General features: G+C 59.2%; 12 protein-coding genes and 4 tRNA genes. 5 read left to right on the forward strand and 11 right to left on the reverse strand.

Annotated elements, in window-relative coordinates; translation table 11 throughout:
• Positions 1-23: 23 nt before the first annotated feature.
• The gene (locus AB7M23_RS22975) at positions 24-563 is read left to right on the forward strand and encodes a DUF2062 domain-containing protein (protein ID WP_065761468.1); all 540 of its coding nucleotides are present in this window, start codon (positions 24-26) and stop codon (positions 561-563) included.
• Here AB7M23_RS22975 and AB7M23_RS22980 read toward each other — a convergent pair.
• The 3 genes from AB7M23_RS22980 to AB7M23_RS22990 all read right to left on the reverse strand — a co-directional run bounded on the left by AB7M23_RS22980 (position 531) and on the right by AB7M23_RS22990 (position 2,986).
• Entirely contained in the window at positions 531-1,310 is a 780-nt protein-coding gene (locus tag AB7M23_RS22980; RefSeq protein WP_099775464.1) for an ABC transporter permease, read from the reverse strand. The genes AB7M23_RS22975 and AB7M23_RS22980 overlap by 33 nt on opposite strands.
• Positions 1,307-2,239 carry an ABC transporter ATP-binding protein gene (locus AB7M23_RS22985; RefSeq protein WP_454242103.1) on the reverse strand — a complete coding sequence of 311 codons (933 nt, stop codon included), beginning with the start codon at positions 2,237-2,239 and terminating at the stop codon, positions 1,307-1,309. The genes AB7M23_RS22980 and AB7M23_RS22985 overlap by 4 nt, the downstream gene beginning before the upstream one ends.
• Positions 2,240-2,362: 123 nt before the next feature.
• Positions 2,363-2,986, reverse strand: a complete 624-nt coding sequence (locus AB7M23_RS22990; protein WP_099775465.1) for a glutathione S-transferase family protein — start codon at positions 2,984-2,986, stop codon at positions 2,363-2,365.
• A 188-nt stretch (positions 2,987-3,174) separates the two neighbouring features.
• On the opposite strand from AB7M23_RS22990, the gene AB7M23_RS22995 reads away from it, so the two are divergent.
• On the forward strand, positions 3,175-5,622 hold the full coding sequence (locus AB7M23_RS22995) for an acyl-CoA dehydrogenase (protein ID WP_454242104.1): 2,448 nt from the start codon (positions 3,175-3,177) through the stop codon (positions 5,620-5,622).
• 75 nt (positions 5,623-5,697) lie between these two features.
• Positions 5,698-6,108, forward strand: a complete 411-nt coding sequence (locus AB7M23_RS23000; RefSeq protein WP_065761473.1) for a PA2817 family protein — start codon at positions 5,698-5,700, stop codon at positions 6,106-6,108.
• 195 nt (positions 6,109-6,303) lie between these two features.
• Here the strand turns inward: AB7M23_RS23000 and AB7M23_RS23005 are convergent.
• From AB7M23_RS23005 to AB7M23_RS23020, 4 genes are all read right to left on the reverse strand, one after another.
• Positions 6,304-6,379 (reverse strand) — tRNA-Gly (locus AB7M23_RS23005).
• Positions 6,380-6,383: 4 nt separating this feature from the next.
• Positions 6,384-6,459, reverse strand: a tRNA-Glu gene (locus AB7M23_RS23010).
• Between the two features lie 103 nt (positions 6,460-6,562).
• Positions 6,563-6,638, reverse strand: a tRNA-Gly gene (locus tag AB7M23_RS23015).
• A gap of 2 nt (positions 6,639-6,640) precedes the next feature.
• Positions 6,641-6,716 (reverse strand) — tRNA-Glu (locus tag AB7M23_RS23020).
• Positions 6,717-7,001: 285 nt separating this feature from the next.
• Here AB7M23_RS23020 and AB7M23_RS23025 point away from each other — a divergent pair.
• On the forward strand, positions 7,002-7,769 hold the full coding sequence (locus AB7M23_RS23025; protein ID WP_065760462.1) for a hypothetical protein: 768 nt from the start codon (positions 7,002-7,004) through the stop codon (positions 7,767-7,769).
• Between the two features lie 131 nt (positions 7,770-7,900).
• On the opposite strand, the gene AB7M23_RS23030 is transcribed toward AB7M23_RS23025, so the two are convergent.
• Complete coding sequence (locus AB7M23_RS23030) at positions 7,901-8,395, reverse strand: GAF domain-containing protein (RefSeq protein ID WP_065760463.1); 495 nt, start codon at positions 8,393-8,395, stop codon at positions 7,901-7,903.
• Positions 8,388-9,281, reverse strand: a complete 894-nt coding sequence (locus AB7M23_RS23035) for an ATP-binding protein (protein ID WP_454242105.1) — start codon at positions 9,279-9,281, stop codon at positions 8,388-8,390. Before AB7M23_RS23035 ends, AB7M23_RS23030 begins: the two co-directional genes overlap by 8 nt.
• 81 nt (positions 9,282-9,362) lie before the next feature.
• Here AB7M23_RS23035 and AB7M23_RS23040 point away from each other — a divergent pair, with 81 nt between their 5' ends.
• The gene (locus tag AB7M23_RS23040; protein WP_454242106.1) at positions 9,363-11,714 is read left to right on the forward strand and encodes a response regulator; all 2,352 of its coding nucleotides are present in this window, start codon (positions 9,363-9,365) and stop codon (positions 11,712-11,714) included.
• Positions 11,715-11,738: 24 nt separating this feature from the next.
• Here the strand turns inward: AB7M23_RS23040 and AB7M23_RS23045 are convergent, their stop codons facing one another.
• Together AB7M23_RS23045 and msrB are read right to left on the reverse strand one after the other, a co-directional pair.
• Entirely contained in the window at positions 11,739-12,224 is a 486-nt protein-coding gene (locus AB7M23_RS23045; RefSeq protein ID WP_065760466.1) for a glutathione peroxidase, read from the reverse strand.
• 28 nt (positions 12,225-12,252) lie between these two features.
• Positions 12,253-12,648: a peptide-methionine (R)-S-oxide reductase MsrB gene (msrB, locus tag AB7M23_RS23050; RefSeq protein ID WP_065760467.1), complete on the reverse strand. Its 396-nt coding sequence runs from the start codon at positions 12,646-12,648 to the stop codon at positions 12,253-12,255.
• Positions 12,649-12,751: the final 103 nt, after the last annotated feature.

The following is a 12,751-nucleotide window of genomic DNA, read 5'->3' on the forward strand; positions in this document are numbered from 1 at the left end:
GATCAAGAACGCCGAGAACCCACATGCCGCGTCGACTTTTCAAACGCTACATGCCCGATCCGACCAGCATTCGGGAACACAAATCCTTACGCTTTCTCGGGCGACTGCTGCACGACCCCAACCTCTGGCACCTGAATCGCCATTCAGTGGCACGCGCCATGGCCGTCGGCCTGTTCGCCGCATTCATACCGATCCCGATGCAAATGTTGCTGGCCGCCAGCCTGGCGATACTGGCGCGGGGCAACATGCCGATTTCCGTCAGCCTGGTCTGGCTGACCAACCCGATTACCATGCCGCCGGTGTTCTTCTGCACCTATCAGATGGGCGCCTGGCTGATGCAGATCCCTCCCCGCACCCTGCCCGACGAGCTGACCTGGGAATGGATCACCGATCAGCTCTCGACACTGTGGCAACCCTTCCTGCTGGGCTCAGTGGTCTGCGGCCTGCTGCTGGGTGGGCTGGCCTACTGCCTGACCATGCTCTATTGGCGCTGGTGGGTGGGCAGGCAGTGGCGCCAGCGCAAGGAAAAATCAGCTACGCATTCCTCGACCACTGACCAGTAGCCGCACGCAGCCGACGTACAGCACGGCGGTCGCGACCAGCATGAAGCTGATGGCCACGCCAATGCGAATATCGGACACGCCCAGGATGCCGTAGCGGAACGAGTTGACCATGTGCAGCACGGGGTTGGCCAACGATACCGTCTGCCAGAACGGCGGCAACAGATTGATCGAGTAGAAAACGCCACCCAGGTAGGTCAACGGGGTCAGCACGAATGTCGGGATAATCGAGATATCGTCGAAATTACGTGCAAACACTGCGTTGATGAAGCCCAACAGCGAGAAGATCGTTGCCGTCAGCAACACCACCAACACCGTTACGCCCAGATGGTGCACCTGCAGTTGAGTAAAGAACAGTGACAACAGGGTCACGATGACCCCTACCGCCAACCCGCGCAACACGCCACCCAGGGTGTAGCCAATAAGGATGGTGTGTGGCGACACTGGCGAGACCATCAGTTCCTCGATGGAGCGCTGGAACTTGCTGCCAAAGAAACTGGAAACTACGTTGCCATAGGAGTTGGTGATCACCGACATCATGATCAGGCCCGGCACGATGTATTCCATATAGGTGAAGCCACCCATATCACCGATCTGCCGACCGATCAGGTTACCGAAGATCACGAAATACAAGACCATGGTGATCGCCGGCGGCAGCAGGGTCTGCGGCCAGATCCGGGTAAAACGGCGCACTTCGCGGTAGACGATAGTGTTGAGGGCGACCAGATTGCCGCGCAGCTCCGAACTCATACCGCCACCTTCGCCAGATTTTTCTCCACCAGGGACACAAACAGCTCCTCAAGACGGTTGGTTTTGTTACGCAGGCTTTGCACCTCGATGCTCTGCAGGGCCAACTGGCCGAACAGCGCGGTGATGCCCGCGGCCTTGTCCACCTGGACTTCCAGGGTGTGCGGGCTGATCAGTCGGCACGGGTAGCCGGCCAACTGCGGGGCCTGTGGCAACTCCTGCTTAAGGTCGAGCAGGAAGGTCTCCACATGCAAGGAACCCAGCAGTTTGCGCATGCTGGTGTTTTCGACAATGGTGCCGTGATCAATGATGCCGATGTTGCGGCACAGTTGCTCGGCCTCTTCGAGGTAATGCGTCGTCAGGATGATGGTGATGCCCTGCTCATTCAGCTCAGTCAGGAAACTCCACATCGAACGCCGCAACTCGATGTCCACACCAGCGGTTGGCTCATCGAGGATCAGCAAGCGCGGCTCATGAACCAGCGCCCGGGCAATCATCAGGCGGCGCTTCATGCCACCGGACAACGAACGCGATGGCACATCGCGCTTGTCCCACAGCCCCAGTTGGGTCAAATACTGCTCGGCACGGGCCTTGGCCACCTTCGACGGAATGCCGTAGTAACCCGCCTGGGTCACGACGATGTCGAACGTCTTCTCGAACTGGTTGAAGTTGAACTCCTGGGGCACCACGCCAAGGCAGCGCTTGAGCGCGGCCGGTTCGCGGTCCAGGTCATGGCCAAAGACCTTCACGGTACCGCTGGTCTTGTTCACCAGGGTCGAGAGGATGCCGATGGTGGTGGATTTACCGGCGCCATTGGGGCCGAGCAAGGCAAAAAAGTCACCTTCGGCGACATCCAGGTCAATGCCCTTGAGGGCCTGGAAGCCGTTGCCGTAGGTCTTGGTTAGCTGCCTTATGGACAGAGCAGAACTCATAACGGGTCTATGCACCAGTGTGGAAGGGTTTAAGAACAACAGGCTGAGTGGCCATGGTGAGGGGCGCGGCCACACAAGTACAGTCACGTGTATCGATAATAACTATCAGAATAAGCGCTGCAATCAGGTCAGCGCCGTCATCACGGCAACCTGATAGGCCGGGCGCTCTTTCAGCCGTTCATACCAGGCACGCAGGTGACGCATCTCTGGACGCTCAATAGGCATCTCGAACCAGGCATATGCGAAACAGCCCAGCGGCACATCGCCAACGCCGAGTGCATCACCGCTGAGGTAAGGTTGCCGCGCCAGCGCCTGATCGGCAATTGACAAGACCTGGGCGCAGGTCTTGTGCGCTGCGTTGATGGCGACCCAATCACGCTGTTCTGCCGGTGTCCGCAGCATGCCCCAAAACAATGGGCGAAACGGCGTAGCCAAGGAGGACGTTACCCAGTCCATCCATTTTTCCGCCTCGGCCCGCTGCCGAACATCGCTCGGGTACCAGCTCGAATCCGGCGCATGACGTGCCGCCAGATAGCGCACGATGGTGTTGGACTCCCACAGCACCAGGCCGTCCTCTTCGATCAGTGGCACCAGCCCATTCGGATTCTTCGCCAGGTATTCCGGCTCTTGCACCACCCCGAAAGCACCGCCAGCGTCAATCGACTGGTAGTCCAGGCCCAGCTCTTCTGCACACCACAGTACCTTCCTGACATTGGTCGAGTTCTTTCGGCCCCAAATCTTGAGCATGACAAATCCTTAAGCCATTTGTGGTGCCCTCAGTCTAACCCAGTCGATTGCTCAGGTAATCGTTCGACACACTCACTACTGAACACCTGCCCAGCGCCACGGTCAGTGATCTGAGGCGGCCGTTTGGGCGATGCCGTCTACGCTGTCAGGGACGACCCATTGCCCTGACGTTTCACGGAGGAAGACCTATGTTGCTGTTGTGGTTCGTGGTTCTCGTAGTCGGCTCAGCCTACTTGATGCATCGCCGCATCGCTGTACTGCCGATTCTGGGCATCGTTGCTGCCTACTTACTGGCAATGGGCCTGTTCAGCAGCGCCCCCACGTGGTTGATGACCCTGCTCTGGTTGATGCTGATCATAAAGTCATGCATTTTTGTGCTGCCAGAATTGCGCCGAAAATGGTTCAGCGCACCCTTGTTTGCCTGGTTCCGGCGCACGCTCCCACCCCTGTCACAAACCGAGCGCGACGCAATCGATGCCGGTACGGTGTGGTGGGATGGCGAGCTGTTCAGCGGTCGCCCGAACTGGAACACCCTGCTGGCGTACCCAAAAGCACAATTGAGCGAAGAGGAACAGGCCTTCATTGACGGCCCGACCGAACAGCTCTGCGCCATGGTCAGCGACTGGCAGATCAGCCAGGACCTCGACCTGCCCCCTGAGGCCTGGGCCTTTATCAAGGAACAGGGCTTCTTTGCCCTGATCATTCCCAAAGCATATGGCGGCAAGGGGTTCTCGGCCTATGCCCACTCACAGGTCGCCATGAAACTGGCGACCCGCAGCGGCGATCTGGCCTCCACCGTGATGGTTCCCAACTCGCTGGGCCCTGCCGAGCTGCTACTGCACTATGGCACCGAAGCACAACGCAACCATTACCTGCCTCGCCTGGCACGCGGCGATGAAATCCCCTGCTTTGCCCTGACAGGGCCACTGGCCGGCTCCGATGCCGGGTCGATGCCCGACACCGGCATCGTCTGCAAGGGCCAATGGCAAGGCCAGGAAGTACTCGGCCTGCGCCTGAACTGGGAAAAGCGCTACATCACCCTTGGCCCGGTAGCCACCCTGCTGGGCCTGGCCTTCAAAGCCTACGACCCTGAACACCTGCTGGGCGACATAGACGATCTCGGCATCAGCCTGGCGCTGATTCCTACCGACACGCCCGGTGTCGAGATCGGCAAACGTCATCTACCACTCGGTGCCGCCTTCATGAACGGCCCCAACAGCGGCAAGGATGTGTTCATACCGCTGGATTACCTCATCGGCGGCCAAGCCATGTTGGGCAAAGGCTGGATGATGCTGATGAACTGCCTCTCGGTGGGCCGCTCCATCTCACTGCCAGCTGTGGGTACAGGCGCTGCCAAGTACACCAGCCTGGTGACCGGCCAATACGCGCGAATTCGTGAGCAGTTCAACGTGCCGCTGGCCGCCTTCGAAGGCATCCAGGAGTCCCTTGCACGCATCGCCGGCAACGCCTGGTTGATGGACAGCGCTCGCATACTGACGGCCAAGGCGGTCGATCTCGGGGAAAAACCGTCGGTCCTCTCTGCCATTCTCAAGTACCACCTGACCGAGCGCGGCCGCGAATGCATCCAGCACGCCATGGACGTTCATGGCGGCAAGGGCATCATCATGGGGCCGAACAATTACCTGGGGCGCAATTGGCAAGGTGCGCCAATCTTCATCACCGTCGAAGGCGCCAATATCCTTTCGCGCAACCTGATGATCTTTGGCCAGGGGGCAATCCGCTGCCACCCCTTTGTACTCAAGGAAATGGCCTTGGCCGGGCGCGAGGACCACGATCAGGCACTCAAGAAGTTCGACGCCCTTGTGCTGCGCCACATCAGTTTTGCCATGGGCAATGCCGCCAGCACCCTGATACTCGGCCTTGGCCTGGGGCATTTCGAGAAAGCGCCGGGCGACGCCCTCAGCCAAGGCTATTTCCGCGCCCTGAATCGCCAGGCTGCCGCCTTTGCCTTGCTGGCAGACCTGTGCATGATGCTGCTGGGAGGCAGTTTGAAACGGCGCGAACGACTTTCGGCTCGCCTGGGTGATGTGCTCAGCCACCTGTACCTGAGCTCGGCAGCACTGAAGCACTATTACGACCAGGCGTCACCCGATCACTTGCAACCGTTGCTGCGCTGGGCCATGGAAGAAAACCTCGGCCAGTCTGAAAAAGCCCTGGACCGCCTGCTCGACAACTTCCCCAATCGCTTTCTCGGCTGCGCGCTACGGCTGCTGGTGTTTCCGTTTGGGCGCCGCCATACCGGCCCAAGCGATGAACTGGACGCTGAAGTCGCGGCGCTGATCGGTCGAGCGCAAGGCGACCCGGCACTGGAGGCGCTGCTGTCTGGCTGCTACCGGCCAGAGAACGCCGAAGACCCGGTTGGCGCCCTGCACCATGCCAGCCAACAACTCGCCGCCAGTGAACCATTGCAGCACACCCTGCACCAGGCCCTGAAAAGCGGTCAGGTAGTGCCCGCCCCCGGGCAGTCCCCCATTGACGCAGCCTTGCAGGCTGGTGTGCTTCAGGCCAGCGAAGCACTCACCCTGCACGCTGCAGAACGGGCGCGACGCCGGGTCATTGACGTGGACGCCTTCGACAAGGATGCACTGCTACCGGTCGCCGGCAAGGTGCGCTAAAGGCAATCGAACCGGGACATCGGGCGCCGGGAGCCGTATACTCCCGCGCCCGTTTTGCTCAAGAGGATCGCCAGCATGGCCAACGCGCATCTGGATTACCATCTCAACCTGCTCAACCACCTGCGCACCATTCTGGTTGCACTGGGCGAGGCCGAACAGGTACCGGAAGAGAGCCATGCCCTGTTCCTCGAACGCTTCGACGAACTGCTGACGCAACTTCCACAAGACCCACTGGAAAGCCAATACCTGGGCCAGGACCTGATGTGCCAGGTCATTCAGCGTTACCCACAGATTGCCCACCTGGTGCCACGCGACCTGCTGTGGTTCTTCGGTGGCGATTGCCTGCATTTCATGCCAGACGATGAGCTGGACCTGTATCAGGCACTGGAAGAGCGCCGCTACGAAGCGGAGCAGAATGACGAGCCGTTCGACTGGAACCAGGAAAAACAGCTGCTGAGCATGTCGAACGACGACAGCAAGCACTAAGACAACGCCAGGGTGAAGGCAGGGCTCTTCAAGGGCGCTGCCTGAACACCGCTAAAGGCCACTGACACAACGACCAGCGCAGCAAAGCCAGAGCAGCAAACCGCACAGGCCTGATCCAGGGGCGGTAAATACCGTGCATGGGCTTTTCAAAGGCAAAAAAAAACGCCGTTCAATCGAACGGCGTTTTCTTTGAATTGGAGCGGGAAACGAGACTCGAACTCGCGACCCCGACCTTGGCAAGGTCGTGCTCTACCAACTGAGCTATTCCCGCAAAATGGCGTCCCCTAGGGGACTCGAACCCCTGTTACCGCCGTGAAAGGGCGGTGTCCTAGGCCACTAGACGAAGGGGACGCTGCCCAAAACATGCAACGCATGTTTCAGTGGCCAGATCAGAATCTTAGACCCTAACCTGGATTTTCTTACCAGCCCTGCCCTTGAGCAAGACCGTTAAAACTGGAGCGGGAAACGAGACTCGAACTCGCGACCCCGACCTTGGCAAGGTCGTGCTCTACCAACTGAGCTATTCCCGCATTGGCGTCCCCTAGGGGACTCGAACCCCTGTTACCGCCGTGAAAGGGCGGTGTCCTAGGCCACTAGACGAAGGGGACACACTACAACTTTTCACTCCCTGCCGCGCTTCGCTGTGTGCTTTACGCTGCAAGTGGCGCGCATTCTAGGGGTGCTTTGAAGAGTCGTCAACCCCCAGATACAAATTTATTTAAATCAATGACTTCCCCCTGCTTTCCAGCCCGCTCAAGGCTCGGCAGGATCAGCCGACACAGGGGAAGGCACTGCGCCTTTACTGATGAGCGACGACCCTCGAACAGGTCTATCCGGTTAAAAGCTAAGCCACTACACTCAAACGGTAAATAACCCTGCATGAGGCGTTAACGGTGACACCACTTCTGATCACCCTGCTTATAGTGGCCGGGATCGCACTATTGATCGTGATCGGCTACCTGAACAATGTAGTCGAGAACAACAAGCTGGAGCGGGCCCGACTGAAAGTCGAGCTGGCCGAACGCCTGCGCCGTTGTGGCGAAATCACAGAAACCTTTCCTGGCCAGTTGATGACCCCGGCCTTGAAGCTGCTGCTGACTCGCCTGGAGCTCAACCTGAACCTGCGCCAACTGGCGCTGGACAAGCACAACAGTGAGATCAAGGCGCGCATCGCCGAACTGGAAGGATTGATTGCCAAAGGTGAGGCCTTGCCGGTAAACAACCCGCCAGGGCCGATCCAGACCGAAGCCCGCGCCAAGGATGTGCGCTTTCTGCTTGAAGGCTTGCACAATCAAGTGACCCGTGCAGCCCAGGAAGGTTTCCTGCCGACCAACGAAGCCAAGTACTGGGTCAAGGAAGTCCGTCATATTCTGGTGCTGCTGCATATCGAGTTCTTCAACAACCTGGGCCAACAGGCCTTGCAGCAGAACCAACCGGGCCATGCCCGCCTGGCCTTCGAGCGCGGCGTGCAATACCTGCGAAAGCAGCCGGAACCTGCTGTCTATCAGGAGCAGCTCGCTTATATGGAGAAGCTGCTGGCGCGCGCCAATGCACAGGTGCTGAGTACGCTTGAACCTGCCGAAGACGAGGTCAACGAACTCACCGAGGGCTTGAAGTCCGACACCACTGAAGACTGGAAGAAGAAAGTCATCTACGACTGAAACAGGAAACACCCCCTGCAACGGTATCAGGAGGTGTCAGTGAGAACACAACGCCTGCAATGCTGGCAAGCCCCGCTTCCATACCGTGCACAACACCCTGGAAGCAGACTTGCCCGTGAGCAGCGTGCTGCCTACATCACCAGGGAGCAGTCCGTTGAGCGCAGGAATATCTCGGCAAGGCGTTCCAGCCCGGCCTGATCCTCAACCGTAAACCGCGCAAGCTTCGGGCTGTCCAGGTCCAGCACCCCAATCAAGCACCCGTCCTTGACCAGCGGGATCACCAGTTCGCTGTTCGAGGCGCTGTCGCAGGCAATGTGCCCAGGAAACGCATGCACATCTTCAACCCGCTGGGTCTGCCGAGTAGCGGCAGCAGCACCGCACACCCCACGGCCAAACGGAATCCGCACACAGGCAACCTGCCCCTGAAACGGCCCCAACACCAACTCTTCGTTACGATTAAGGTAGAAGCCCGCCCAGTTCAGGTCATCGACCTGGCTATAGAGAAAGGCCGAGAACTGAGCAGCGTTGGCAATAAAGTCGCGCTCGTCAGCCAGCAAGGCTTCCAGTTGCGCAGCCAGCAGACCATAGCCAGACAAGCCAGCACCGGTTGCATTCAAATCAATCATTTTTCTGCTCCAGCAATTTAAGTCCTACCCAGTAACGGGCGAACTGATAAGCACAACGGCCATTACGATTGCCACGCCCCGTGGCCCAGCGAATCGCAGCCTTTTCCAGTGTTTCATCGCGCACCCAGACCAGGTCCGCGGCTTGCGCCAGTTGACTGATCCAGTGCTCGACCACATCCAGAAAGTGTTCCTGAGTGAAGGGATAGAACGACAGCCACAGGCCAAAGCGGTCAGACAGGGCGATCTTGTCCTCCACCGCCTCGTTGGGGTGAAGCTCGCCGTCGATCATTTTCCAGTTTTCATTGTCGCTCTGCTTCTCTGGCACGAGGTGCCGACGGTTGGACGTGGCGTACAACAGCACATTGTCCGGCGCCTGCTCCAACGAACCATCCAGCACACTTTTGAGCACGCGATAGTCGCCCTCCCCCGCCTCGAACGAGAGGTCGTCACAGAACAACACAAAGCGCTGAGGCAGTTTGTGCAACTGCTCAACCACCCGCGGCAAATCAGCCAAGTGGTCACGCTCGATTTCGATCAACCGCAAACCTGCCGTCGCATACTCCGCCAGCAACGCACGCACCAACGACGATTTACCCGTACCACGCGACCCCCACAGCAGCGCATGATTGGCCGGCATGCCATCGAGAAACTGACGGGTATTGCGCCTTAACTGCTCACGCTGCTGATCGATGCCGATCAGGTCGGACAAGCGCATGTCCAGGCTCACGTCCAGCGGCAGCAGGAAGCCACTGCGCCCTTCACGCTGCCAACGGGCAGCCAGGCAATGCCCCCAGTCAATGGCCGGGCGTGGCGCAGGCAAAAGAGGTTCCAACCGCGCCAATACAGCTTCAGCGCGCTCAAGAAAAGCATTCACACGAGAGTCCACATCAATTCCTCAAGACAGATTCAGGCAAATGGGCAAGCGGAATATGCAACAGGACGTGCCAGGAGCCGGGGCTGATCGGCTATGCTTGCGCAGCGCACGGAATGTGAAACTGGCTCGGAACCCATGGATATCAAGTTCACCAACCGCCTGTCCTATAAGCAAGCCAGGCTGACAGTCCTGGCAGGCTTTGTCCTGGGTACCTTGCTCAGTCTTCTCCAGATCGGCATCGATTATGCCAGTGAAGACGCCTCCATCAACCGCGAGATGCGTGCACTCCTGGAAATCAGTCACAACCCGGCCTCCCGAATTGCCTACAACATCGACTCGGAGCTCGCCCAGGAACTGGCTCAGGGCCTGCTGCAGTCTCCCGCGATCATCCAGGTACGCCTGATCGACAACAACGACACCGTATTGGCTGATGTCCAGCGCCCACGCCTGGAAAGCCGCTACCGGGTGCTCAGCGATTTTCTGTTCGGCGAACATCGTGAATTCCAGGAACGCCTGCAGCTCAGCCACATGCCGGATGAGTACCTCGGCACCCTGTCTCTGGAAGTCGATACCTTCGCCTTCGGCAGCCGCTTCCTGAAACGTGCAGAAGTCACCCTGCTCAGCGGCTTTGTACGCAGCCTGGTGCTGACGTGCATTCTGCTGACCCTGTTTTACTTCATGCTGACCAAACCGCTGGTTAGGGTAATCCGTGCGCTGAGCAACAGTGACTCACGCAACCCCAACCAAAACAAGCTCTCCTTCCCGCCAGGCCATGAACAGGATGAGATTGGGGTATTGGTAAAAGTCGCCAACCAGCAATTCGTCAGTATGGCGACCGAGATCCAACAACGGCGCAATGCCGAAAATCGCCTGACTGACTACCTGAGCGAACTGGAAAACATCGTCTCGGCACGCACCAATGAACTGCGGGCCAGCAACGCAAGCCTCAGCCGTTCCAATGAAGAACTCGAAGTCGCCCGACGCCGCGCCCTGGACATGGCGCAGGCTCGAGCAGCCTTCCTGGCCAACATGAGCCACGAAATCCGCACACCGCTGAACGGTTTGCTGGGCATGATCGCACTTTCACTGGACAGCCCACTGAATGCCGAACAGCGCCAGCAACTGTCGATTGCCCACGACTCGGGCAAAGTACTGGTGGAACTGCTCAACGATATTCTGGACCTCTCCAAGTTCGATGCCGGACAGCTGGAGCTGGAACGAATCCCGTTCGACCTCGGCACACTGGTGGAGGACACCGCCAGCCTGCTTTCGCAGAATGCCGCCCCCAGCGTCGAGCTCACCTGCCTGATCGATCCGAAATTTCCAGCCCTGGTGCTTGGCGACCCGACTCGGGTCAGGCAGATCGTCAGCAACCTGCTGTCCAACGCCCTGAAATTCACCCGCTTTGGGCGCGTGGACGTACGCCTGCGCAGCGAATCTGGCGGCGTACGCCTGGATGTCTGCGATACGGGCATTGGTATTCCCTACGATGCACAAGTCAGGATATTTCAACCCTTCACCCAGGCCGGGGCTGGCATCACACGCCAGTATGGTGGCACCGGCCTGGGCCTGACCCTGACCAATAATCTCTGCGAGGCCATGCAAGGCCGTCTCAGCATCAGTTCCGAAGCAGGTTTTGGCAGCCAGTTCAGTGCCGAGTTACCGTTGCCAGCCCACACGCTGGCAATCGCACCGGCACCGTTACAAGGACGGATTGCTGCCATCAGCACTGCAGACAGCGGCCTGGATGAACTGCTGGCGACACTGCTGCCTGCCTGGGGCCTTGATTATCGGCGGCACGACAACCTCGACACGCTGCCCGAACAGCAACCTGATCTGCTGATCACCGACAACCTGAGCGGGCTGTTCGACCTGCGCCCCACCGTCAAAGCACCGATCCTGCTGATCACGGCATACGGTAACTTCCTGTCCAGCGAACACGCCGCACAACTGGCGCCCTTGCAACAACAAGCACGCCCCCTCACCCGCAGCGCCCTGTACCAGTCATTGCAACGCGCCCTGCACGGCTCAGACAGCCCCACCTCGCCGCCCCAGCAGGGCAGCCTGAACAGCGAGCGTCGAGCACACATCCTGCTGGTCGAGGACAACCCGGTTAACCAACTGGTCGCGAAAGGCATGCTGGCCAAGCTCGGCTGTGACGTCAGTGTCGCCAAGCAAGGCGTGGAGGCTCTGGAACAGCTTGAGCGAAACGACTTCGACCTGGTGCTGATGGACTGCAACATGCCGGTGATGGATGGCTACGAGGCCAGCCGGAGGATCCGCCAGAGCGGACGCTGGCCAACGCTGCCGATTATCGCCCTGACCGCCAACGCCATGCCCGAGGAACGTGAGCGCTGCCGCGCGGCGGGCATGAACGACTACCTGGCCAAACCGTTTCGCCGCGAGGAGCTGCTCACCCTGATCAATCAGTGGGTGCCCCTGTAACACGCCGCATACTGCCGACAGTGCTCACTTGAGCAGCGACTCGATCTGCTCCACCAAGGCCTCCGGCTTGGTACTGGGCGCAAAACGACTGACTCGGCCCGTTGCCGGATCGAAGAGGAACTTGGTGAAGTTCCACTTGATCGCCTGAGACCCCAGCAACCCCGGGGCTCGCTTTTTCAGCTCAACGAACAAGGGATGAGCCGCAGGCCCGTTGACATCGACCTTGGCAAACAGCGGAAAGCTGACGCCGAAGTTCAACTCACAGAAACCTGCAATGGCCCGTTCATCACCCGGCTCCTGCTTACCGAACTGATTGCAGGGAAATGCCAGCACCACCAGGCCTCGCTCACGGTAACGCTGCCAGAGCTGCTCAAGGCCCTTGTACTGCCCGGTGAACCCGCATTCGCTGGCGGTATTGACCAGCAACACCGCCTTGGCCGGGAAGTCCACCAGGGTTTTCTGCTCGCCCTTGATCGTGGTGCAAGGGATGCTCAACAGTGCGTCAGCCATGACCGACTCTCCTTGAATAGTCTACAGGTCAGGTTCGAGGAACCAGGTCCAGGCACACCGAATTGATGCAATAACGCAGGCCTGTCGGCGGCGGGCCATCGGGAAAGACATGCCCAAGGTGAGCATCGCAGACCGCGCACGTCACCTCGGTACGGATCATGCCGTGCGAGGTATCACGGATTTCGATCATGGCGCTGTCGGCAATCGGCTCGTAAAAGCTGGGCCAGCCGCAGCCCGAATCGAATTTTGCCCGAGAGTCGAACAACGGCGCACTGCAGCAGATGCAATGGTAGACGCCATCAGTCCTGGTTGCGTTGTACTTGCCACTGAACGGCCGCTCGGTGCCCTTCAGACGACAGACCTGGTACTGCTCCGGGTCAAGCATTGCACGCCATTCGTCGAGGGTTTTGTCGATCTTGTCCATGGGGAAACCTCTGTAACGGAAAAAGCCCGCGTCGTGTCTTTTCGGCAACGCGGGTGGCACGTATTATTGCGCCTCATCAGACGCCAGTCTGGCACCCGCGTTA

The sequence above is a fragment of the Pseudomonas sp. HLS-6 TE3448 genome (assembly GCF_053629555.1).